We start from the raw sequence: 22,947 nt of genomic DNA on the forward strand, positions 1-22,947 counted from the left end.
GAGCCGCCGCCTTGGCGTTGCCGGCCGTCGGTTGTCTCCCCCGCCCCCTCACGCTACCCCGCGCGGCATGACCGACGATCTTCGCGCCAGTGCCCTCCAGTCCAAGGCCTGGCCGTACGAGGAAGCGCGCAAGCTGCTGAAGCGCTGGCCTGCCCTGCAACAAGATGGCGGCAAGCCGGGCAACGCCCCGATCGTGTTCGAGACCGGATACGGCCCGTCGGGCCTGCCGCACATCGGCACGTTCAACGAGGTGCTGCGCACCACCATGGTCCGCCAGGCGTTTGCCGAACTGTCGGATGCGCCAAGCCGGCTGATCGCGTTCAGCGACGACATGGACGGGCTGCGCAAGGTGCCCGACAACGTGCCGAACGGGGCGATGCTCGCGCAGCATATCGGCATGCCGCTGACGCAGGTGCCCGATCCGTTCGGGAGCAACGAGAGTTTCGCCGCCGTCAACAACGCGCGGCTTCGCGCCTTTCTCGACCGATATGGGTTCGCCTATGAGTTCGTCAGCTCGACGCAGGAGTATCGTTCGGGCCGGTTCGACGCGGGCGTTCGCGGCGTCCTGCGTCATTACGACGCGATCATGGGCGTGATGCTGCCGACGCTGGGCGCGGAGCGGCGCGCGACCTACTCGCCCGTGCTACCCGTCAGCCCCCGGACCGGCCGCATCCTTCAGGTGCCGGTCGAGGTGGTGGATGCCGAAGCAGGGATGATCGCGTTCGAGGACGAGGGCGGCGACCGGACGGTGCAGTCCGCGCTCGGCGGCCGGGCCAAGCTGCAGTGGAAGGTCGACTGGGCGATGCGCTGGGTCGCGCTCGGTGTCGATTACGAGATGGCGGGCAAGGATCTGATCGACTCGGTCGTGCAATCGGGCCGTATCGCACGCGTGCTGGGCGGCCGCCCGCCCGAGGGGTTCAATTACGAGATGTTCCTCGACGAGAACGGCCAGAAGATCAGCAAATCGAAGGGCAACGGCCTGACGCTGGAGCAATGGCTCGACTATGCGCCGCAGGAGAGCCTGGCGTATTACGCCTATCGCGAGCCGCGCAAGGCCAAGCAGCTGCACCTGGGCGTCATCCCGCGCGCGGTGGACGAGTATTGGCAGTCGCGCGTCGCCTACCCCGACCAGCCGGTGGCGCAGCGGCTGGGCAATCCCGTCCACCACATCCATGCAGGGGCGCCGCCCGCGGGCACGCTGCCGGTGACGTTCGGGCTGCTGCTCAACCTCGCCGGCGTGCTGGGCGCAGAGGCGAGCCGGGACGGCATGTGGGGCTATCTCGCGCGCTACCTGCCCGATGCCAGCCCGGAGCGGTTTCCCGAGCTCGACCGGCTGATCGGCCACGCGCTCGCCTACAACCGCGACGTCGTCGCCCCGACGCTCAAGCGCCGCGCGCCCACGCCGGCGGAGGCGGACGCGTTGCGGCTGCTGGACGCCGGCCTCGCCGACCTACCCGACGGCGCGAACGCGGAGGATATCCAGACGCTCGTGTACGAGACCGGCAAGGCGACGGTCGGCAAGGAAGCGCTGCGCGACTGGTTCCGCACGCTGTACGAGACGCTGCTGGGATCGTCACAAGGCCCGCGCATGGGCAGCTTCATCGCGCTGTACGGCGTCGCGAACACGCGGCGGCTGATCGCGGAAGCGTTGGCAATGCCCGCATGACCTCTCCTACACCGTCTACCCTGAGCTTGTCGAAGGGCTGTCCTTTCTTTTTCGGTGATAGAAGGACAGTGCTCCGACAAGCTCAGCATGAACGGGAAAGAGGGTAAGGGTGCGCACCTTCTTCTCCCCCGCCCAGCTCGCGCATGCGCCTACCCGCGAGCTCCACAACGGCGACTGGGTGCCCTATGCCGAGACGCCCGCGCGCGCCGAGGCGATCCTGGCCGCCATCGGCGGGGCGGAACCGGCGGTCGATCATGGCGATGCGCCGATCCTCGCCATCCACGACACGGCCTATGTCGCTTTCCTGCGAGCCGCGCACGATCGCTGGCTGGCGGCGGAGCGTGAGGGCGACGCGATCGGCTACGCCTTCCCCGTCGTGCGTCGCCGCCCGCTCAAGCTCGACCGGATCGACGCGTTGCTGGGCCTGCACGGTTTCGATGCCTCGACCCCGATCGCGGCGGGCACGTGGGCGTCGGCCTATGCCAGCGCGCAGACGGCGCTGACCGCGCTCGACGCGGTGCTGGGCGGAGATCGCGCCGCCTTCGCGCTCTGCCGCCCGCCCGGTCACCACGCGGGCGCGGATTATTGCGGCGGATACTGTCATCTCAACGCCGCCGCGATCGCCGCGCAGGCCGCCCGCGACGCCGACCCGGAACGCGGATGCGCACGCGTCGCGATCCTCGATACCGACTATCATCACGGCAACGGGACGCAGGACATCTTCTGGAACCGCGACGACGTGTTCTACGCCTCGATCCACGCCGATCCCGCCACCGACTATCCCTTCTTCTGGGGCCATGCCGACGAGCGCGGCGAGGGGCCGGGAGCGGGCGCGACGCTCAACCTGCCGCTGCCGCACGGCACGAGCGTTGACGACTATGCCCGCGCGCTGGACGCGGCGCTGGGCGCGATCGCGGCGTTCGGCCTCGACCTGCTGATCGTCAGCCACGGCGCCGACACCTGGGCCGGCGATCCGATCAGCCATTTCGCGCTGCAAACCGCCGACTACACCCGCCTCGCGCGCACGATCGCAGGCTGCGCCTGGCCGACGCTGGTGGTGATGGAGGGCGGCTACGCGCTGGACGCGCTCGGCGCCAACGTGGCGAGCTTCCTTGCCGGTTTCTGACGCCTTGCCCCATGCGCGCGGCACGCCCGCATACCGTCGGCTGACGCTGGCGATGATGTTCGCGGGCTTCTCCACCTTCTCGCTGCTGTACGCTGCGCAGCCGCTGTTGCCCACGTTCGCGCGCGTGTTCGGCCTGAGCGCGGAGGGTGCGAGCCTGGCCGTCTCGATCGCCACCGGGCCGCTCGCGATCGGCATCCTGGTCGCGGGTCGTCTGTCGGACCGGTGGGGGCGGCGGCCGATGATGGTGGCGGCGATGTTCGGGGCCGGGCTGGCGACGCTGCTCGCCGCGATCGCGCCCGGCTGGGGGACGCTGCTCGCCTGCCGGCTGCTGACCGGCGTCGCGCTCGCGGGCGTGCCGGCGGTGGCGATGGCCTATGTCGCCGAGGAGGTGGACGCAGGCTCGGTCGGCTCGGCGATGGGGCTGTACATCGCGGGCACGGCGATCGGCGGCATGACCGGGCGAATCGGCGTCAGCCTGGTCGCGGGCGCGCTCGACGGCCTGGGGTCCGGCATTGCGGGTTGGCGCTGGGCGCTCGGCGCGGTCGGCGTCGTGGCGCTGGCGATGGCGGAGGCGTTCCGCCGCCTCGCCCCGCCTTCTCGAGGATTTGTGGCGCGCGGGTTCGCGGGGCGTGACGCTCCGCGCGTGGGCGTTCGGGCGCTGTTCCGCGACGCGGCGCTGCCGTGGCTGTATCTCGAAGGCTTCCTGCTGATGGGGGTGTTCGTCACCGTGTACAATTACGCCGCCTTTCGGCTGGAGGCGGCGCCGTACCGGCTGGGCCAGACGACGGTCAGCGCGATCTTCCTTCTGTACATCGTCGGCTCGGCGAGTTCCGCATGGTTCGGCGGGCTCGCCGGGCGGATCGGGCGGCGGCGGGTGTTCTGGGTGCCGGTTGTCCTGTTGATGACGGGAGTCGCGCTCACCGCCGCCGCGCCGCTCGCGCTCGTGGTCGCGGGCATCGCGCTGGTGACGGCGGGGTTCTTCGGCGCGCACTCGATCGCGAGCGCCTGGGTTGGCCGGCGTGCGCTGGCCGCGCGGGGACAGGCGGCGGCGCTGTACCTGTTCTTCTATTATCTGGGATCGAGCGTGCTGGGATCGGCGGGCGGCATCGCCTGGACACGCAGCGGCTGGCCGGGGGTCGCGTGGTTCTGCCTGGCGCTGGGCGGCGTCGCGCTGGTGGGCGCGGTGGCGCTGTGGCGGGTGGCGCCGCTGCCGGTCGCGACGCCGATCGTGGTGGTGGAGGGGTAAGTTGAACGCGCTCCCCAGCCCCCCTTCATGCTGAGCCTGTCGAAGCACTGTCTTTCCATCGCAGAAGAAGTGCAGCCCTTCGACAAGCTCAGGGTGAGCGGATGGAGATGATCTACATTGCTCAGTAACGCTGTTGCCGGGTACTGCGAGACCATTCCCCGCCCCCATCGTTGAGCGCGCATGAACGCGATCGACGTCACAGGTCTTGCCAAATCCGTCGGTGATAGCCGCCAGCTCTTCTCCGGCCTGAACCTCGCCGTCCGCCCGGGCGAGCTCGTCGCCTTGCTCGGCGAGTCCGGCGTCGGCAAGTCGACGCTGCTCAACATCCTCGCCGGGCTGGACGATGCGGACGCGGGCGAGGTGCGGATCGCCGGCACGGCGCTGGGGCCGCTGGACGAGGGCGCGCGCACGCGGCTGCGGCGCGAGAAGATCGGCTTCGTGTTCCAGGCGTTCCACATCCTGCCGTATCTGACGCTCGCGCAGAACGTCGCGTTGCCGCTTGCGCTGATCGCGCCCGACACCGCCACCGCGACCGCCCGCGCGGGCGAGATGCTGGAGGCGGTCGGGCTTGGGGATCGTGGGCAGGGCTATGCGCGCGACCTGTCAGGCGGCGAGTTGCAGCGCGTCGCCATCGCCCGCGCGCTCGTCCACCGCCCGGCGCTGATCCTCGCCGACGAGCCGACCGGCAACCTCGATCCCGAGACGGCGACGCGCGTGCTGGCGCTGTTCGCGCAGGCGGCGCGCGCGGGCGGGGCGGCGGCGATCATGGTGACGCACTCGGCCGCCACCGCGCAGGTGGCGGACCGGGTGCTGACGCTGACGCACGCCGGGCTGGTGGGCGGGGCCTGATCGATGGCGGCTGAGCCTGGGCTCTGGCGCTCCCGCCTCGCGCTGCGCTGGCTGATCGCGGGCGAGTGGCGCTGGCACCCGGCGCGGTTCCTTGCGACGGCGGTGGCGATCGCGGTGGGCGTGGCGCTCGGCTTCGCGGTCCACCTCGTCAACGGATCGGCGCTGTCGTCGTTCGAGGGCGCGGTGAGCGGCGTCAACGGCGCCGCCGAGCTGCAGGTGCGTGGGTCGAGCGCGCTGGGCTTCGACGAGGCGCTATACCCCCGGGTCGCCACCGCGGCCGGCGTCGCGGACGCGAGCCCGGCGGTGGTGCTGGCGGCGCGGGTGGGCAAGGCGCGCTTCACATTGCTCGGCCTCGACGTCATCCGCGCCGCCGTCGTCACGCCCAGCCTCGTCGGGGTGCGATCGTCGGGGCCGGGCGGGTCGGGCGACGACCTGTTCTCCCCCGACGCGCTGTTCCTGTCGCGTCCGGCGCTCGCCGCGACCGGTGCCCGCATCGGCCAGCGGCTGATCGTCGCCGCGAACGGCCGGCAGGTGGCGCTGACGGTCGTAGGCATCCTGCCCGGCGCGGGCGAGCAGGCGGTGGGCACGATCGACATCGCCGCCGCGCAATGGTGGTTCGGCCGGTTGGGGCGGCTCGACCGGCTGGACCTGAAGCTCGCGGACCGCGACGCCGCGACCGCCGCGCTGCCACGCCTGCTCCCCGCCGACGCCGCGCTGTCGACCGGCGCGAGCGAGGCGCAGGCAGGGGACGCGCTGAGCCGTGCGTATCGCGTCAACCTCGACATGCTGGCGCTCGTCGCGCTGCTGACCGGCGGGTTCCTCGTGTTCTCCGCGCAATCGCTGTCGGTCGCACGGCGGTTGCGCGCGTTCGCGCTGCTGCGGACGCTGGGGATGCCCAGGGCCGGGATCGTCGCGGCGGTGGCCACCGAAGGCCTGGTGATCGGCGCGATCGGCTCGGCGGCGGGGCTGGCGGCGGGATATGGCATGGCGGCGGCGGCGCTGCGCTGGTTCGGCGGCGATCTGGGCGCCGGCTATTTCCAGGGCGGCCACGCGCATGTGGCGTTCCAGCCGGCCGCGGCCGTCACCTTCTTCGGCCTTGGCCTCGTCGCGGCGTTGCTGGGCAGCGCGATCCCCGCACGCGCCGCGTCGCGAGCGGCCCCGGCGGCGGCGCTGAAGAACGCCGGCGACATGCTCGATCCGCGCGCGCGCGTGCCGTGGCTGCCGGCGCTGGCGCTGCTGGCGGCGGGGGGCGTTACCTCGCTGCTGCCGGCGGTCGGCGGGCTGCCGCTGTTCGGCTTCGCCAGCATGGCGCTGATGCTAGCGGGCGGCGTCGCGGGCGTGCCGTGGCTGGTGCGCGTGCTGCTGCGGCCGTTGCGGGGCCGCGCGGTCGGCGGCGTCGCGTCCAGCCTCGCGATCCGCCACGTCCAGGGCGCGCCCGGCGAGGCGGCAACCGCGCTGTGCGGCATCGTCGCCTCCACCGCGCTGATGATCGCGATGGCGACGATGGTGACGAGCTTCCGCGGCGCGGTGGACGAGTGGCTGGGCCAGGTGCTCGCCGCCGACCTGTACCTGCGCGCCGAACCTGGCGCGGCGTTCGACGCAAGTGTGCAGGCGCGGCTCGTGCGAGTGCCGGGCACCACTCGCGTCTCGTTCAGTCGACAATTGCCGCTCGCGCTGTCGCCCGATCAGCCGCCGATCGTGGTGATCGCGCGCGACCTCGACAGCCGGGCGCAGGACGCGCTGCTCGTCACGATCCGCACGGCGCCCGTGCCCGCCGGAACTACCCCCGTCTGGGTGTCGGAGCCGGCCGAGCGGCTATACGGCTGGCATGCGGGGGACCGGATCACGCTGCCGCTCGGGCCTGATAGCAGAGGGGGTGCGCGGTTCACGGTCGCAGGCGTCTGGCGCGACTATGCCCGCCAGCAGGGCGCGGTGGTGATCCGCAGCGCCGACTACACCCGCCTGACCGGCGATGCGACGCGCGACGAGGCGGCGGCGATGCTCGCGCCCGGCGCCGATGCGGGCGCGGTCGGCCGCGCGATGATCGCAGCGCTTCCGCCGACGCTCCGCCCCGCCGTCACCACCGCCGAGCCACGCGCTTTGCGTCGCTACGCGCTCCAGCTCTTCGACCGCAGCTTCGCCGTCACCTATGTGCTGGAAGCGGTGGCGATCCTCGTCGGACTCGCCGGCGTCGCCGCGACCATGTCCGCGCAGACGATCGCGCGCGCGCGCGAGTTCGGGATGCTGCGGCATCTGGGGCTGGAGAAGCGCCAGATCGTCGCGATGCTGGGGACGGAGGGCGCGCTGCTGGGCGCGATCGGCGGGGTGGCGGGCGTGGCGCTCGGCGCGCTGCTGGGCCAGGTGCTGATCCACGTCATCAACCCGCAGTCGTTCCACTGGACGATGACGACGCGCTGGCCATGGGAGACGATCGCGGGCGTGATCGCGGCGCTGGTCGGCGCGGCGGCGATCACCGCGATGCTGGCAGGCCGGCGCGCGACCGCGCAGGACGCGCTGCTGGCGGTTCGGGAGGATTGGTGATGCGGCGTGGTTGGTCCCTGCTTGCCCCCTTGTTGGCACTGCTCGCGCTCGCCGCCGGACCTGCGTCCTCGCCCTATCCGGTGGTCGGGCCCGGCATCCGCCTCGCCTTCCCCGGCGACCATGGCGCGCACCCGGCGTATCGCACCGAATGGTGGTATGTCACCGGATCGCTGAAGGCCGCGGACGGGCGGGCGATCGGGTTCCAGATCACCTTCTTCCGCACCCGCCCGCCGCCCGGCCCGGTCGCCGATCCCAGCGCGTTCGCGCCCGCCCAGGTGCTGTTCGCGCACGCGGCGCTGTCGGACAGCGCGGTCGGCCACATCCTGCACGGCGAGCGCGCGGCGCGGGCCGGGTTCGGGCTGGCGGGCGCGAAGGTCGGCGACGCCGACGTCGCCTTGCGCGACTGGACGTTCCGCCGCCTGCCCGACGGTCGGTTCGCAGGCCGCGTCCAGACCGGTGACTTCGCGCTCGACCTCGATTTCCGCCCGACGCAGCCCGTGCTGGCGGAAGGCGAGGACGGCTACAGCCGCAAGGGGCCGCGCCCCGAGCAGGCGAGCTATTATTACTCGATCCCGCACCTCGCCACGACCGGCACCGTCACCGTCCATGGCCGGTCGACGCGGGTGGCGGGGGAGGCGTGGCTCGATCGCGAATGGTCGAGCGACTATCTCGCGCCCGGCGCCATCGGCTGGGACTGGACCGGGCTCAACCTCGACGACGGCGCCGCGCTGATGGCGTTCCGCATCCGGCGCAAGCCCACCCCGCGAAGTGGTGTTTCGCGGGGACCCCAGGATGACGGCGGTGTGCTGTGGGCGGGCGGCTCGTACCGCGCGCCCGACGGCAAGGTGACCCGCTTCGCCCCCGCCGACGTGCGCTTCACGCCGGCGCGGACATGGCGCTCGCCGGCGACCGGCGCCGTGTATCCGGTCGCGCAATGGCTGGACGTCCACCTGCCCGGCGGCTTGCGCCGCTTCCCGCTGCAGCCGCTGTTCCCGGACCAGGAGCTCGACTCGCGGGCGAGCGACCTGCCGGTGTACTGGGAGGGCGCGGTGCGGACGACCGGCGGGCGAGGGTATCTGGAGTTGACCGGCTATGCGGCGCCGCTAACGATGTGAGTGGGGCTGGCGTTGATGTTTATGTGCGCGCAGATCATGCTGTAGGTGACAGCACTCGTCACATCTGACGGCGATCATCGCTGGCGTTGCAAAAGGGGTCCCTTTCGCAACGGGGCGGCGAACGGCTGGGTCTGGTGGAAAGCGGTCCGTCTACTTGAAGGCGACGACACCTGTAGGTAGCGGTTTGGCGTATCAGCCGGTCACACCTTCGTCGGAATCAGGATCAAGCCGGTACATGATGTCGGATCGAAGAACATACTTTCGACCATGACGAACTTCGCTGCCGCGGTGCCACAGCGGATGGCGGAATATGAGAGCCATGCCCTTTTTCGGTGTCACAACCAAGTCCTGGTGAGGATGATCCGGTAAGCCACGAAAGGTGGTCTCACCTCCCTCGCAGTCTTCATTCAGATATACCATGAAGGTAAAATGGCTTTCTTCCCGCTGTGAACGCCAAAAGGAACCGTCGCTATGCCAATCAAAGTATTGGCCCGGTTCATACCGGTAGAAACGCAGGCGCTCATTTATACCACAGGCATGCCAGATGCGGTGGAACGTCGCGGGCACAATGTTCCTCAGCTTTTCCCAGAGTTCCGATGCGTACATCGGATCGTCTAGAATCACACGATCATTGTTGCGGATGTTCACATCAATGATGGGTCCAGACCGCTTGGAAACGAGTGCCGCTTCATAGCGAAGCGCCTCACTTCGAGCTATCAGCGCAGCACATTCTGATCCCGATAGAAAATCGTCAGCCACGCAGACGTTTTCAGCAAGCCAAGCAACGTCGTGCATACCCTCTCCCAGCCCATGACATACCGAAGCCGCCGCCCGTAGCATAAACAAGCTACGGGAACCTGCCGGTAGACCGGAGTGTCGTTAGATGGCCGAAAGTGGGCGATTGCTGCCATCTTGGATGTTGCGAAAGGGTTACCTTCTGCAACGCCGGCAGGGTCCTTACGATATCAGCGGCTTAGCCGTTGCAAAACCGTGTTGTGGAAGGCGTTTGACTGCAGGCTGACCCAGAGAGTCGCCTGACCGGAGACCGCCGACAGGCACCTTACGCCACGCCGTCCTCACCCACCCTTCGCGATCGTCTCGTCCAGCGCCGCCGCCACAATGCCCGGCTTGCCGACCATCTGCTCGGTTTTCAGCCACAGCGCGCTCGCGCGTTCGGGATCGAGCGCGTACGAGCGGACGCCGGACGATGCGGCCGGATCGTCGTTCACCTCGGCGACGTGGCAATCCTCGCAATACCGCCCGCCTATGTCGTCAGAGGGCGCGACGAACCCCGCCCATAGCGACGTCGCCGCGCCCTGCGCGACGGTCTTCCATGCGAAAGCCGAGGCGGCCGATGGCTGGGCCTCGATCAGTTTGCGCGTGGTGTCGGTCAGCACCGCGCCGGGGTGGACCGCGGTCGCGCGGACGCCCGCCGCCCGATGACGCCGGTCGAACTCGACCGCGAAAAGGATCGTCGCCGTCTTGGAGCGGCGATAGGCGGTGAGCGGGTCGTAGGCCGTCCGCTCGAAGTTCGGATCGTCCAGGTCGACATCGGCCCCGCGATGCCCGGCAGACGACACCATGACGACGCGGCCGCCAGGCTCGAGCAGTCCGGCAATGCCGTTCACCAGGACGGCGTGGCCGATGTGGTTGGTCCCGAACTGGGTCTCGAACCCGTCTGCGGTCGTTCCTTCGGGAACCGCCATCACGCCGGCGTTGGCGATGACGACATCGAACGGCTCGCCGGCCTTCGACAGGGCATCCGCGCAAGCCCGGACGCTTGCGAGCGAGGCAAGATCGAGCTCGACGGACCGGAAACTTCCCGTCGATCGATCTTCGGCCCATGGCGCCGTGGCGGCTCGCAGCCTGGCGCAATCGCGGGCGGTGCCGACGACGTGCGCGCCATGCGCGACGAGAACGCGCGCGGTCTCCAACCCGACGCCAGCCGATGCGCCGGTCACCAGCACCCGGCGACCGCTCAGGTCCACGCCTTGTAGAACCTCGTCCGCCGTCGTCATCGCTCCAAACATCGTCGTCACCGCTCCTTGCGCCAAGCCGTCCTCACCCGACCTTCGTGATCGTCTCGTCCAGCACCGCTACCACGATGCCCAGCTTGCGGACGGTCAGCCGGTTCAGCGCCGCCCGTCCGTCCGGCCGCAGGTACAATCGCTGCTCGACCGCGAAGCCGCCCGCCATGCGGAAGCGGAGGTCCAGCCGGTTGCCATGGACCTCGCCCGTGACCGGGCCGGCCGCGTCGCTCAGCGTGCCGGCGTAACGGCCGGGCGACACCGGGCGGATGCGCCATTCGCGCGTCTTGGGCGGCTTGTCGCCCTCCGTCACCGTCTGCGTCAGGACGAGCGTGCCGTCCGCCTCGACATGCCCGGTGCCGAGCACATGGACGGGCCGGGCCCGGCTCGCGACGACCTTCAGCGTGCCCCGCCCTTCCGTCCGCCCCTCGAAGAAGCGTTCCGCCGAGAAGACGGGAGCGGGCGCGGCGACGGCGCCTGGCTGCCGCGGCAGCGAGGCGCAGCCCGGAAGGGCGAGCAGGGCCAGCGCGACCGCCCGACCGGCGCGGAAGGCAGTGTACCTCATGCCATCACTCCCTCGTCCACGTCCGCGCTCTCGTCCGCCGCGACGCCGTCTTCCAGCCCGGCCTCGTCCGCCGCCAGCCGTCCCGCATCCGCCGCGGTGATGCCGAAGCGGGCGGCGACGTCGGGGGCGTAGCGCAGCAGGTCCGGGCGCAGCTTCAGCAGGCTCACGTCCTTCGCCTTGCCCTCCATCATCACGTCGAACTCGAGGCCATGCGCCATCCGCATGAAGGTCGCGAACTCGAACGGGTTGGTGAAGTCTGCATGGCCGGTCCACACCGGTGGGCGCAGCACGGTGCGCACGCGCGCGGTCGGCTTCACCGCCGTCTTCAGCGTCTCGCCCTTCTTCACCTTGCCGCCGGTCGCCGCCGCGCGCTGCGCTGGCGTGATCTTCTGCTTCATCTCGCGCATCTCCGTCCGCGGGCTGGAGAAATGGATCTTGGGGCGGACGCCCGCGGGCCAGGTCGCCAGGAACCGCTCCAGCGTGTCGCGCATCTCCAGCCCCTCCGGGTTCAGGCACCACATGTGCTGATAGTCGAAGATCAGCCGCACGCCGGTGCGCTCGTGGATCCACAACACGTCGGCGGCGGAGAAGCGGATGTCGTCATTCTCCAGCACCAGCCGGCGGCGGACGACGTCGGGGCTCTGCTCCCATCCCCTGATCCAGCGCTCGCGGCTCGCGGCGTGATCGTCGTACACGCCGCCGACATGGGTAAGGACCACCGCCTCGTTGCCGAGCTCCATCCGGTCGAGCATCTCGGACTGGCTGGCGAGGTCCCAGATGCTGCGGGCGGTCAGTGCCTCGTCCGGGCTGTTGAGCAGCACATATTGCGACGGGTGGAACGACAGGCGGATGTCGTAACCACGCGCCTTCGCGCCGAATGCGCGCAGCTCGGCATCGGCCTCGGCGAGCTGGCCGTGGAACTGCGGCATGTCCGGGTGCGTCGCATAGGGCGCGAGCTCCGAAGACAGGCGGTACATGTCGAGCTCTTCGTCATGCAGATAGTCGAGGATCCGGCTCACCTCGTCGAGCGAGCAGCGCAGGTGCGGATCCTTCTGCCAGCGGCGCGTGTCGTTGGACTTGAAGCCGGGCCGGCCCATTACCTTGACGGGAAAGCCGAGCCGGAGGGGTCTGTCGATCATGCCGCCCTCAACGAGCCAAGGCTCCTCCTGGTCCCACCGTCAACCGGTGTTATCGCCACCGGAAAATATGTTGATCTTCATGAAACCTGTCGGTAGAAACACGTGTTCTGCGTGTCGTCAGGATCAAGGTCAGCCCACATGCTTAAAAGCGCCTTAACAACCCGCCTCGAACGCTACCTCGATCTGACACCGGAGGAGCGCGATGCGCTCGACTGGGCGGAGCGGCGCGAGCAACGGGTGCGCGCGGGCGCGCAGGTGATGCGTGAGGGCGAGCCCAACGATCACCTCTACATCGTCCAGCAGGGCTGGCTGCACAGCGCGGCGACGCTGGCGGGCGGCGGGCGGCAGATCCTGCGCTTCCATTATGCCGGCGACCTGATCGGCACGTCCAGCATCGCCTGGAACCTCGCGTCCAACACGCTGACCGCGGTGAGCGACTGCATCATCTCCGAGCTCAGCAAGGCCAATCTCGGCCGCATCTTCAAGGCGCAGCCGCGGCTCGCCGGGCTGCTCTACGCGGTGGCGGCGGCGGAGAATGTGGCGATGAGCGACCGGCTGACCTCGATCGGCCGGACCGGTGCGGTCGATCGGCTGAGCACGCTGCTGCTCGACATGCTCGCGCGGCTGCGCACGACGGCGGGGGGCGTGATCGACTCGTTCGAGCTGCCGCTGACGCAGGCGGACATCGGCGATGCGGTCGGCCTGACCAAGGTGCACGTCAACCGCACGATTCGCGAGATGGAGCGCCGCGAGCTGATCGAGCGCATCGGCAAGCGGGTGCGGGTCAAGGACGAGAAGGCGCTCGCGGCCTCGGTGGGGTTCGTCGACCGCTATCACGAGATCGCGACCGACTGGCTGCCGCTAGCGGCGTAGCGCCTATGCCCTGATCCACGCCGAGACGATCCACCGGCCGGTGCGATAGCCGCCCGCTGTTCGCCAACCGGTTCGCGTGTCCGTCAGGAACCGGCCGTGGATGCCGTCGGCATGCTGGGCGAAGTCGTAATAGTCGATCCGGTGGTGGGCGAGCACCAGCCGACCGCCGGGGCGCAGCGCCGCCGCCACGTCCCGCGCCGTCGCGGCCATCGCGCGCGGCGACAGGTAGTAGAGCAGCTCCGCCACCACGAGCGCGTCATAGGTGGACCGGGGGAAGCGGCCTGGGACCGCCAGCACCGACGCACGCGTGCGTGAACGTCCGTCGAGCGCCTTGGCGACCAGCGTTGTCCCCTCCCACGTGCCCTCCGTCGCGTCGAGCCGAAGCGCGCGATCGGCCAGCGCGGCGCTGTTGGAGCCGTTGCCTGCGCCCAGCTCGAGCACGCGCCCCCATGGTCCCGGCCCGAGCGCACGCAGGATCGCGCGGCGTTTCAGCGCCTCGTCGGCGTTCGAGAAGGTGGCCCACGGGTCCGCATCGGCGCGGAACTTGTCGGCAAAACCGGAAAGGTCGATCGCTGCCACCGCTACAGCTCGGGCACCAGCAGCCCGGCCGCGGCGGCGGCGGCCACGCGCATCCGCTGCGCGTCGGGCATGGGCTGGCGCAGATACACCGACAGGTCGGCGATCGTCGCGGACAGTGGATGGTCGACGAACATGCCAGGCAGGCCGACCGCCGCCTCCGCCACCATCACCGCGCGCTCCCCCGCCGCCAGCACCGCGGCCCTGGCGGCCGACACGCGGGGCAGGCGCGCCTCGTCGCCTTCCGCGAACCAGCGCCGCGCGGTGTCGCGCACCACGCCCGCGATCCCCTCGGCGAGCGCGAACAGCTCGGCGAGGCGCCCGGCCTGATGCGGATCGGCGGCGCGGCCGGTGGCGACGAGGTGGTCGCGCACCCGGTCGAACAGGCCGGCGACGCCGCCCGCCTGTACCGCCACGAAGCGCAGCGCGCCGCCACTGAGGAACGGCTCGCGCGCATAATCGCCGGCCGCGCCGATCAGCGCCGCGCCAGGCACCGCCGCATCCACCCAGCGCACGACGTGCGTCTCCGATCGCTGCATCCCGATGACGCGCCACCAGCTCCGGTCGATCGCCGGCGGCACAGCGGCGAGATCGAGCAGCACGAGCTGGCGCCCACCCTCGCCATCCGACCCTATCAGCGCGTGGCTGAGGATGCCCGAGCCCGAGGCATAGGCCTTGGCGCCCGACAGTCGCCACGCCCCGCCATCGCGGGTCAGCCGCGGCGGCTCGCCGGGCAGGTCCGCGTTCCAGACGCCCAGCACCGCGCCGGCGGGCGGCGCCTGGCCGGGGGTTCCGTAGCGGCGAATGATCTGGCCCGCATCGACATGCCCCTCGAACAACCGCCCGAGCGGCAGGTCGCGCCGGCCGGTCGCGTGGAGCAGCCGCAGCAGGACGAGCAGCTCGTCGGCGTCGCGCGGATCGCTATGATGGGGCAACGTAGCGGTGAGCCGGACGATCTCGTCGTGCAGCGCGGCGGGCGACAACGACCCGGTCATGCTGCCGCGACGTCGCGCGCGTCCTCCAGCGCGTCGAGCGCGGCGAGCGCGTCGGCCAGCGACACCATGCGCGGACCGCCGGGCACGGACGGTGCGATCCGCATCGCGAACGCCTCGGCATTGGTGCATTCGGCGGCGACCGCCAGCACCTCGTCGACCGGCAGCTCCAGCGTGGCGGCGATGCCTTGCGCCGATCCGGGCAGGCGCGCGAAGCCGGCGCGCGCGATCGCCTGACCGCGATATTGCCAGGCCGCGTCGCCCGGATGCGCGACCTGAACCGCATCGCCATCGTCGAGCCGGGCGAGCGCGCAGGCGAGGCCGCCGGGCACACGGCCGCGCCGCCGCGGCGACGTCGCGACCAGCATCGCAGGCTCGCGCCGCACGCGCAGCCCCAGCCGGTGCGCGCGGTCGAGGATCAGCGCGTCCTCGCCCGACACCACCCGATCGAAGCCGCCGAGCGCGCGGTACGCATCGGCCCTGAAACCCAGATTCGCGCCTCCGGTATGGTGGTGGCCGGGTGTGGGGTCCCACACGACCGGGTCCAGGCGGCGCCGATGGGCGTGGAGCCGGTCGTAATAGGCCTCCAGTGCGTCCTGCACAGGGTCGGGCAGGCCGGTGCGCACGATCCGCCCGGCCACGACCTCGGCTTGCGCCAGCGCGCGGACGGCGGCGGCGATCCAGTCGGGCGCCGGCGCGCTGTCCGCGTCGGTCGTGAGCAGCAGGGCCGCGCCACTGCAAACCGCCTGTTCCATCACAGCGCCGCGCGCGCGGCCGGCGCTGGGCTCTCCACGAGGATCGCACCGTACCGACACTTCGAAAGGAGAGCGCCAGGCGCGGATCAACGGCTCGCTGCCGTCGGTGCAGCCGTCCAGCAGGAAGGCGATCGTCACCGATGCGGGATCGATCCTGCGCTGGCCGGCGAGCGCACCCAGCAGGCCAGGCAACAAGGATTGCTCGTCGCGCACGGGCACGCCGATGGCGACGGTGGGATGGGGAAAGGCGCTCACCGGATTGGCGTCGGCGAGGGGCAGAGCCGTGTCAACGCAGGCATGCGGGCGGACTGACGCAGGTCAATGCGACATCGCGCGTACAAGGTAACGTTTTCCCCTGGCCGGCGGGCCTGCGCGCCCCGGTCGCGGGGGGTGCGACCGGGGCGGACATCTCTCTCCTCGCCGACTCGGCCTCTGACGGGCGATGTCGGCGAATGAATATCGGGTACGCTCCCGCCGGACGACAATCCAGTCACAATCGTCACGAGCTGCAAAGTTTTCGGGCATGTTGCCTAAACGGCACGCAGCTCTGCCGGATGCTTGTGCATCACCTGGGCGGCGAACCGCTCCATCTCCTCGGCCTGCGGGCTCATCTGGAGGAGGAGGAGGTCGACTCCCGCCGCTTCATATTCCTCGATCCGCTCGCGCAGCTGCTCGGGCGTGCCGACCAGATTGGGGCGCAGGCCGCGGTTGGAGACGGCATATTCCTGCAGCTTCAGCTCGCGTTCGAGCTGCGTTCCCGACAGCCACTGGGCGAAATTGGCGTAGCCGGCCGGCAGGTCCGTCACCGTCGTGATCCGCTCCAGCTCGCGCTTCGCCTCCGCCTCGGTATCGCGCACGATCGCATAGGCGGCCATGCCATAGGTCATGTCGGGTCGTCCGATCGCGCGGCGGCGCGCGGCCATGTCGGCGATCTTGGGCGCGATCGCGTCGGCGGGATCGCCGTGCATCACATAGGCGTCGCATTGCGCGGCGATCATCGCCTTCGCCTTGTCGCTCTCACCGCCTGCGTAGATCACCGGCGGCTTCACCGGCTTGGGCGCGCAGATCGCGTCCTGTAGCGTGTAGAAATCGCCGCCGAAGCTGAACCGCTCTTCGGTCCATAGCCCCTCGACCACCTTCAGCCACTCGGCGGTACGCGCGTAGCGATCGTCGTGCTGGTCGAACTGCAGCCCGTACTGCTTCGCCTCGTCCGCCCACCAGGACGAGACGACGTTGAGCGACAGGCGCCCGCCCGAGATGCGGTCGATGTTCGCAGCCGCCTTGGCGAACAGCGCGGGCTGGTGGAAATTGGGGCGCACCGCGACCATCAGCTCCAGCCGCTGCGTGACGGCGGCGAGCGCGGCGGCGGTGGACCAGGCATCGAGCGCGGGCGCGGTCACGCCCTTGATGTCGTTGAGGTTGAGCTCGGCGATCAGCGTCAGGTCGTATCCCCAGCGCTCGGCGTCGATGGTCAGCCGCCTGGCATAGTCCCAGCTCGCCTCCATGCCCTCGTCGGCCACGTTGCGCAGCCAGCCGCCGAACACCGGCATCCAGAATCCGTAGCGCATCAGCGGTTCTCCTCGATCACCCAAGCGCGTCAGCGCGTCTCTTCGATAACACGCACAAGGTAATCCACGAGCCGGTCATGCGGGTCCCAGCCCAGCACATCGAGCGGCTTTGCCACGAAATTGGACAGCGCGTTGATGTCGTAGAAGCGCGGTACTCCGTCACGATCGTCGATCATCACCTCCACCCCGCCGACGTCCAGGTCCATCGCGCCGGCGATCCGCTCGGCCGCCTCGACCAGCCCCGGCGCGGGCCGGATCGCGGTCATCGGGATCGGCTGACCGGGCACGACGCAGGCGTCCGCCGGGCACAGGTCGAACGCGCCGCCGCCGCGCACGTCGAGCGCGTAGAGGAACCGGCGGTCCAGCGTCTCGATCCGGATTGACGCGCCGTCGCGGGCGGGGACGTAATCCTGCACCAGCAGCACGCCGTCGATGCTGGTCGGCAGCTCGCCGTCGGCGATGACGGCGCGCAGTTCGGCCATGCTGTCGAACTTGACGATGCCCGCGCCCGACCCGCCGATGTTCGCCTTCACCACCAGCGGGAACGACAGCGTCGCGGCGGCGGCCGCCACGTCGGCGGCGCGGTGGACGACGCGCGTCGCCGGGATGGCGAGGCCGAGCGAGGCGATCAGCGACAATTGCCGCGCCTTGGACGCGTCGATCGCCAGCACGTCCGGTCCGTTGACGACCCGCGCGCCTGCGCGCCGCCAGTGATCGAGCAGCGCGGCGGCGTGGAAGATCGGGTGTTCGGTCGCGCCACCACGAAGAAAGCTCGACATCGCGATGCGGTTGAACGCGACGGGAGCGGGCCGTTCGAGGTCGGCCGGGTTCCAGTGTCCGTCGGGCGTCATCGCGCGATACGACACGCCCCGCCGATCGAGCGCGGCGAACAGCGGCCGGAACCACTCGGGGTGCTCGTAGAGGATGGCGAGGTCGGTCATGCGTCGTCTCTATCCCTCTCCCCTCGGGAGAGGGAAGGGGCCCGCTCGCGAAGCGAGTGGGAAGGGTGAGGGCGAGCCGAAGCGGGTCGTGTCGCCCTCACCCTTCCGCCGTCTTCGACGGCTCCCTCCCTCTCCCGAGGGGAGAGGGAACCAACTCCCCCAGCGCCGCGATCAGCCGGTCGACCTCGCCGGCGGTCGCGTAATGGCACAGCCCGACGCGCACGAGGCCGCCCGCCTCCTCCAGCCCCAGCCGGCGGATCACCTCCACCGCATAGAAATGCCCCGACCAGGCGTGGATGCCCCGCGTCGCGAGATGCTCGGCGACCGCATCCGGATGGTGGCCCGCCAGCGTGAAGGCGAATGTCGGCACCCGACCGGCCATCGCCGGCGGGCCGTACAGCGTCGCCCCGACACCGCGCAGCCCCGCCAGCAACCGCTCGCCCAACTCGTGCTCATAGGCGACGCAGCCGTCCATTGCGGCCACCATTGCCGCGCGCCGATCGTTGACGCCCGGCGACAGCTCGCGGCCCAGCCATTCGAGATAATCGACCATGCCGATCGCGCCCGCCTGCGCCTCGAACGACGGCGTTCCCGTCTCGAACCGATGCGCGCCGTGCGTCCCCGCGGGACGGACCTTGTAGGCGTCGATCGTCTCGGCGAGCGCGCCCCGTATCCACAGCACGCCCAGATGCGGCCCGAACAGCTTGTACGGCGAAAAGGCGAGCAGGTCGCAGCCGAGCGCGGCGACGTCGATCGCGACATGCGGCGCGGACTGGACCGCGTCGACATACACCAGCGCGTCCGGCGCATGGACGCGCACCACCGCCACCGCGCCGGCGACGTCGTTGAGCGTGCCGAGCGCGTTGCTCGCGCCGCCCAGCGCCACGACCCTCGTACGCGGGCCGACCAGCGCGGCGAGGTCGTCCGCCTCCCATCGCCCGGTCGCGGGATCGAAGTCGAGCCAGCGCACCGTCATCCCCCGGTCGCGCGCGACGAGCAGCCAGGGCGCGACGTTGGCGTCGTGATCGAGCCGCGTCACCACCAGCTCGTCGCCCGCCTGCCAATCCTGCGCGAGCGCGCGGCTGACGCTGAGGGTCAGGCTGGTCATGTTGGCGCCGAACGCGATCTCGTCCGGCTGGCCGCCGAGGAGGTCCGCCATCGCCTCGTGCGCGCGGGCGGCCAGCGCGTCCGTCTCGCGCGCGGTGACGAAGGCGCCGCCGGTGTTGGCGGTGCCGCGCTCCAGATGTGCCACCATCCCGGCGATCGCGGGCGCGCAAACCTGTGTGCCGCCCGGCGCGTCGAAATACACCCGGTCGTAGCGCAGCGCCGGGAACTGCGCGCGGACCGCGTCGATGGGGAAGGCGGCAGTGGCGGAGAAGCGTTCGATCATGCTGCCCTGTCGACCTTGCGGCAGGACCCTGCAAGCCCGTCCAGCGCCGGTGACCGGTGCGCGCGACCGTGGCATGGTCCCGCGATGCACCGCGATGCCCTCGCCACGCCCGAACGCCCGGTGCTGCCATGGCGGCTGGTCGCGGGCGTGTTGCTGCATGTCGCGGTGCCGGCCTATCTGGTCGTGCTCGCGGCCGCGTGGCTGACGCTTGGGCCGGCGGGCGGGCCGGGGGGCGCGCCGCTCGGCTTCGTCGCGCGGGTGAGCGGGCTGTTCGTGGCCGGGTTCGCTGGCCTCATCCTGCTGGCCTCCGTGCTCGCCGCGCTCACGGACCCGCCGCTGCGGCGTGCGCGTGCGCGTCGCGAGCGGAGCGACCCGGCGGCGGCCGCGCGCACGGCCGCCGCGCAGCTGTCGCAGGCGCTCCGCCGGACGGAGGCGATCGGCGGGACCGCGCCGGTCGTCGAACGGCTACGCGCCGCGCGCTGGGACCTCGGCGACGAGCGGGACCGGGCGATCGCCGCCGACCTGTCGCGTGCCGTGGCCGCCTTCGCCGCCGCGCACGCGAGCGCCGCGCCCGACCGGCGCGAGGCCATCGGCGCGCGCACGACCGAGGCGCTGGACCGGATCGCCGCCGCGGTGGAGGAGCTCGCCGCCGAGCGCGCCCGGCTGGACGAAGGCGATGCGCAGACCCACGCGACCTACCTCGGTCAGCGTTACCCGGCATCACCTCTCGAGTGACGCCGATCGATCCCACTGGACCCGATCACGACTGAGGCGTAATCCCTGCCTTCGGGCGCGGGCAACACGCCCTGGCGAGTCGCGTGCGGCCGCCATTCTCAGGGGCCACGATCCATCATGAACACGTCTCTAGTGCTCGGCGCGTCGGCCGTGGTGCTGCCGGTCGTCGTCGTCCTGTACATCCTGTCGCGCGCGGTCCGCTACGTCGGCAACAACCGCGTCGCGATCGTCGAGAAACTGTGGAGCCGCAACGGCTCCGTCCCAGGCGGTCTGATCGCGCTGCTGGGCGAGGCGGGATACCAGCCCGCGGTGCTGCGCGGCGGCTATCACTTCTTCGTGCCGTTCCAGTATCGCATCCACTCCGAACCGCTGGTGACGATCCCCCAGGGCCAGATCGGCTACATCTTCGCGCGCGACGGCGACCCGCTCGGCCCGACGCAGACGCTGGCGTCGAACGCGCGGACCGCCGACTTCCTCGACGTGCGCGCCTTCCTGGCCAACGGCGGCCAGAAGGGCCCGCAGCGCACCGTGCTGCGCGAGGGCACCTATGCGATCAACCTCGCGCAGTTCGTCATCATCACGCGCGAGCGCATCCACGGCCTGATGCTCGAAAGCTCAGACCGCGACCTGTTCGAGCGGATGCAGGGCGTGATCGCCGACCGGCGCGGCTTCGACGCCGTCGTCATCAAGGATGCGGATGACCAGATCGGCATCGTCACCGTCCATGACGGCCCGGCGCTGACCGCGGACCAGATCATCGCGCCGCAGGTCGGTGTGGATGGCGCGGACGGCACCAGCCACAACAGCTTCCAGGACCCCGAACGCTTCATCGCCGCGGGCGGGCGGCGCGGGCGCCAGCTCCAGGTGCTCGTCGAGGGCAGCTATTACATCAACCGCCTGTTCGCGACCGTCGAGATGGTCGCCAAGACGGTGATCGAGGTCGGCCATGTCGGCGTCGTCATCAGCTATACCGGCATCGACGGCGCGGACACGTCGGGCGAGGACTACCGCCACGGCGAGCTCGTCGCGCGCGGCACCCGGGGCGTCTGGAGCGAGCCGTTGCTGCCCGGCAAATACGCGTTCAACACCTATGCCGGCAAGATCGTGATCGTGCCGACGACCAACTTCATCCTCAAATGGGATCACGACACGACCGGCCAGCACAAGCTGGACGAGAACCTGTCCGAAGTGTCGCTCATCACCCGCGACGCGTTCGAGCCGACGCTGCCGCTCTCCGTCGTGGTCCATATCGACTATCGCAAGGCGCCGCTCGTCATCCAGCGGTTCGGCGACATCAGGAAGCTCGTCGAGCAGACGCTCGATCCGATGGTGAGCGCGTACTTCAAGAACGTCGCGCAGAAAAAGACGCTGATCGAGCTGCTGCAGGAACGATCGGACCTGCAGGAACAGGCGGGCGACGAGATGCGCGCGAAGTTCGGCGCCTACAACCTCGAGATGCAGGAGGTGCTGATCGGCACGCCGCGTGCGGCGGCGGGCAACGACCAGATCGAGCAGGTGCTCAACCAGCTCCGCCAGCGCCAGATCGCCGAGGAGCGCGTCGCGACGTTCGAGAAGCAGAAGATCGCGGCGGAGGGCGAGAAGAGCCTGCGCGAGGCCGAAGCACGCGCGCACGGGCAGACGGCGATCACCGAGTCGGAGCTCCAGATCCTGGTGCAGGAGAACCAGGGCAAGGCGTCGCTGCGCCGCGCGGGGCAGGAGGCGGAGCAGACGCGCACGCTCGCCCACGCCGAGGCGGACCGCACCCGCATCACCGGCGAGGGCGAGGCCGCCAAGGTCGTCGCGCTGGCCGGCGCGGAGGCGGAGCGCATCACCCGCACCGGCCTCGCCACCGCCGAGACGATCGAGAAACAGGCGGCCGCATCGGGCGGCGCGCAATATCAGCTCACGCGCCAGGTGGTGGAGCGGCTGGCCGAGGCGCTGGAGAAGTCCGGCGTCGACATCGTGCCGCGCGTGCAGATCACGTCGGGCGGCGCGGGCGAGGGCGGGCTTGGAGGAGGGGGCACGGGGCCGCTCCAGGCGCTGATCGGCATGATGCTGTCCGAGAAAGGTCAGGCGATGCTCGCCGCGCCGACGGCCGCGAACGACAAGCGCGGGGGCACGGAGGGCGTGGCGGCGGAATAGCCACGACACACTCCCTACCTCCGTTTACCCTGAGCTTGTCGAAGGGCTGTCCTTCTTGCGACCATGGTAGAAAGGCAGTGCTTCGACAGGCTCAGCAAGAACGGTTTTGGGGACAGGTTCGATTACACTCGCGCTTGAACAAACCCCCGCCCCACCCGTTGGGCCGCCCGAACCCTCTCCAGGAGAGTGACATGGCGAAGACGTCCACCGTCGACGCGGCGCAGCCGCTGTACAAGGTAGAGCCGCGCGAGATTCAGCCGTTCGGCACGCTGAAGCAACTTCCGCTCGCGCTCGAGGACAATGCGCGCAAGCAGAGCATCGACGTGCTCAACCAGGTGCTCGCGGACACGATCATGATCCGCGATCTGTACAAGAAGCATCACTGGCAGATGTCGGGCGTGACCTTCTACCAGCTCCACCTGCTGCTGGACGCGCATTACGAGGAGCAGGTGAAGCTCGTCGACCTGATCGCCGAGCGGATCATGGCGCTGGGCGGGATCAGCCTCGCGACGCCGCACGACGTCGCCGAGACGACGAAGATCACCCGCCCGCCCAAGGGCCGCGAGGATGTGCCGACGCAGCTCTCGCGGCTGCTGGAGGCGCACGAGATCATCCTGCGCCAGGCGCATGAGGGCGCCGACCTCGCCGACGAGTCGGGCGACGACGGCACCAACGACCTGCTGGTCAGCAACGTGATCCGC

At 70.4% G+C, this 22,947-nt stretch carries 20 protein-coding genes; 10 read left to right on the top strand and 10 right to left on the bottom strand.

The window, feature by feature from the left end:
- The first annotated feature begins 67 nt into the window (after positions 1–67).
- The 6 genes from ACFE65_RS01775 (at position 68) to ACFE65_RS01800 (ending at position 8,543) form a co-directional block, all read left to right on the top strand.
- Positions 68–1,666, top strand: coding sequence for a lysine--tRNA ligase (locus tag ACFE65_RS01775; protein WP_375380615.1), 1,599 nt, complete (start codon positions 68–70; stop codon positions 1,664–1,666).
- A gap of 109 nt (positions 1,667–1,775) precedes the next feature.
- The gene (locus ACFE65_RS01780; RefSeq protein ID WP_375380616.1) at positions 1,776–2,792 is read left to right on the top strand and encodes a histone deacetylase family protein; all 1,017 of its coding nucleotides are present in this window, start codon (positions 1,776–1,778) and stop codon (positions 2,790–2,792) included.
- 4 nt (positions 2,793–2,796) lie between these two features.
- The gene (locus tag ACFE65_RS01785; protein WP_375380617.1) at positions 2,797–4,038 is read left to right on the top strand and encodes an MFS transporter; all 1,242 of its coding nucleotides are present in this window, start codon (positions 2,797–2,799) and stop codon (positions 4,036–4,038) included.
- Positions 4,039–4,218: 180 nt separating this feature from the next.
- Positions 4,219–4,887, top strand: a complete 669-nt coding sequence (locus ACFE65_RS01790) for an ABC transporter ATP-binding protein (RefSeq protein WP_375380618.1) — start codon at positions 4,219–4,221, stop codon at positions 4,885–4,887.
- A gap of 3 nt (positions 4,888–4,890) precedes the next feature.
- Positions 4,891–7,428: an ABC transporter permease gene (locus ACFE65_RS01795; RefSeq protein WP_375380619.1), complete on the top strand. Its 2,538-nt coding sequence runs from the start codon at positions 4,891–4,893 to the stop codon at positions 7,426–7,428.
- A 29-nt stretch (positions 7,429–7,457) separates the two neighbouring features.
- Positions 7,458–8,543, top strand: coding sequence for a lipocalin-like domain-containing protein (locus tag ACFE65_RS01800; protein WP_375380620.1), 1,086 nt, complete (start codon positions 7,458–7,460; stop codon positions 8,541–8,543).
- A 192-nt stretch (positions 8,544–8,735) separates the two neighbouring features.
- Here ACFE65_RS01800 and ACFE65_RS01805 read toward each other — a convergent pair whose 3' ends face one another.
- The 4 genes from ACFE65_RS01805 to uvsE all read right to left on the bottom strand — a co-directional run bounded on the left by ACFE65_RS01805 (position 8,736) and on the right by uvsE (position 12,274).
- Positions 8,736–9,338, bottom strand: a complete 603-nt coding sequence (locus ACFE65_RS01805) for a prolyl hydroxylase family protein (RefSeq protein WP_375380621.1) — start codon at positions 9,336–9,338, stop codon at positions 8,736–8,738.
- A 281-nt stretch (positions 9,339–9,619) separates the two neighbouring features.
- Positions 9,620–10,573 (bottom strand): SDR family NAD(P)-dependent oxidoreductase, encoded by a 954-nt coding sequence (locus ACFE65_RS01810; RefSeq protein ID WP_375380764.1) that lies wholly within the window; start codon positions 10,571–10,573, stop codon positions 9,620–9,622.
- Positions 10,574–10,604: 31 nt separating this feature from the next.
- Complete coding sequence (locus tag ACFE65_RS01815) at positions 10,605–11,135, bottom strand: DUF3833 family protein (protein WP_375380622.1); 531 nt, start codon at positions 11,133–11,135, stop codon at positions 10,605–10,607.
- Positions 11,132–12,274, bottom strand: coding sequence for a UV DNA damage repair endonuclease UvsE (gene uvsE, locus ACFE65_RS01820; protein WP_375380623.1), 1,143 nt, complete (start codon positions 12,272–12,274; stop codon positions 11,132–11,134). The genes ACFE65_RS01815 and uvsE overlap by 4 nt, the downstream gene beginning before the upstream one ends.
- Before the next feature lie 138 nt (positions 12,275–12,412).
- On the opposite strand from uvsE, the gene ACFE65_RS01825 reads away from it, so the two are divergent.
- On the top strand, positions 12,413–13,147 hold the full coding sequence (locus ACFE65_RS01825) for a Crp/Fnr family transcriptional regulator (RefSeq protein ID WP_375380624.1): 735 nt from the start codon (positions 12,413–12,415) through the stop codon (positions 13,145–13,147).
- 3 nt (positions 13,148–13,150) lie between these two features.
- Here the strand turns inward: ACFE65_RS01825 and ACFE65_RS01830 are convergent, their stop codons facing one another.
- From ACFE65_RS01830 to ACFE65_RS01855, 6 genes are all read right to left on the bottom strand, one after another.
- Positions 13,151–13,726, bottom strand: a complete 576-nt coding sequence (locus ACFE65_RS01830; protein ID WP_375380625.1) for an SAM-dependent methyltransferase — start codon at positions 13,724–13,726, stop codon at positions 13,151–13,153.
- A 2-nt stretch (positions 13,727–13,728) separates the two neighbouring features.
- Positions 13,729–14,718 carry an acyl-CoA dehydrogenase gene (locus tag ACFE65_RS01835; protein WP_375380626.1) on the bottom strand — a complete coding sequence of 330 codons (990 nt, stop codon included), beginning with the start codon at positions 14,716–14,718 and terminating at the stop codon, positions 13,729–13,731.
- Positions 14,715–15,725 carry a glycosyltransferase gene (locus ACFE65_RS01840; RefSeq protein ID WP_375380627.1) on the bottom strand — a complete coding sequence of 337 codons (1,011 nt, stop codon included), beginning with the start codon at positions 15,723–15,725 and terminating at the stop codon, positions 14,715–14,717. The genes ACFE65_RS01835 and ACFE65_RS01840 overlap by 4 nt, the downstream gene beginning before the upstream one ends.
- 275 nt (positions 15,726–16,000) lie before the next feature.
- Positions 16,001–17,038, bottom strand: coding sequence for an LLM class flavin-dependent oxidoreductase (locus ACFE65_RS01845; protein ID WP_375380628.1), 1,038 nt, complete (start codon positions 17,036–17,038; stop codon positions 16,001–16,003).
- A 29-nt stretch (positions 17,039–17,067) separates the two neighbouring features.
- Positions 17,068–17,979, bottom strand: coding sequence for a RimK family alpha-L-glutamate ligase (locus ACFE65_RS01850; RefSeq protein WP_375380629.1), 912 nt, complete (start codon positions 17,977–17,979; stop codon positions 17,068–17,070).
- A gap of 97 nt (positions 17,980–18,076) precedes the next feature.
- Positions 18,077–19,369 carry a cysteine desulfurase-like protein gene (locus ACFE65_RS01855; RefSeq protein WP_375380630.1) on the bottom strand — a complete coding sequence of 431 codons (1,293 nt, stop codon included), beginning with the start codon at positions 19,367–19,369 and terminating at the stop codon, positions 18,077–18,079.
- 84 nt (positions 19,370–19,453) lie between these two features.
- On the opposite strand from ACFE65_RS01855, the gene ACFE65_RS01860 reads away from it, so the two are divergent.
- From ACFE65_RS01860 to ACFE65_RS01870, 3 genes are all read left to right on the top strand, one after another.
- Entirely contained in the window at positions 19,454–20,104 is a 651-nt protein-coding gene (locus tag ACFE65_RS01860; protein WP_375380631.1) for a hypothetical protein, read from the top strand.
- Positions 20,105–20,221: 117 nt separating this feature from the next.
- Positions 20,222–22,246 (top strand): SPFH domain-containing protein, encoded by a 2,025-nt coding sequence (locus tag ACFE65_RS01865; protein WP_375380632.1) that lies wholly within the window; start codon positions 20,222–20,224, stop codon positions 22,244–22,246.
- A gap of 191 nt (positions 22,247–22,437) precedes the next feature.
- The coding region (locus ACFE65_RS01870) for a Dps family protein (protein WP_375380633.1) at positions 22,438–22,947 on the top strand (510 nt) is incomplete at its 3' end.

The organism is uncultured Sphingomonas sp., assembly GCF_964237335.1.
Taxonomy (GTDB): Bacteria; Pseudomonadota; Alphaproteobacteria; order Sphingomonadales; family Sphingomonadaceae; genus Sphingomonas.